Source organism: Shewanella electrica (assembly GCF_022321485.1).
Taxonomy (GTDB): Bacteria; Pseudomonadota; Gammaproteobacteria; order Enterobacterales; family Shewanellaceae; genus Shewanella; species Shewanella electrica.
In genome coordinates this window covers 1-261 of record NZ_JAKOGG010000413.1, presented here as the reverse complement: position 1 = coordinate 261, position 261 = coordinate 1, and the positions used below count along the sequence as shown (strand labels likewise).

General features: G+C 40.6%; 1 protein-coding gene. It reads left to right on the top strand.

Annotation, left to right across the window (positions count from 1 at the left end):
• Positions 1-255, top strand: a 255-nt coding sequence (locus tag L9G74_RS24340; protein WP_238898710.1) for a hypothetical protein, incomplete at its 5' end; no start/stop codon positions are given.
• Between the last annotated feature and the right edge of the window lie 6 nt (positions 256-261).

Here is a 261-nt window from a genome sequence, read left to right as displayed (position 1 = left end):
GGAAGTTCGATGTTAAGATGTGCGCGTATATCTCAAAAGATGCACTCAGTTGCTCTAAGATATTCGATGTCAGAAAAGGCGCTTCAGTTTTTGGAAAGTGGGGTAGATAAGTTGACATGTGAAGTAGAAAATTTACTTAGTCACATAAACTTAAATGGAAATGGAAATGATACCGGTCAATCTTCTGGTTTTTGCAATGGTGCAATGGCAGAAAGTTTAGGCCATTCAGAATCAATGTACAGCGAAGGGGCCTAACCGCCC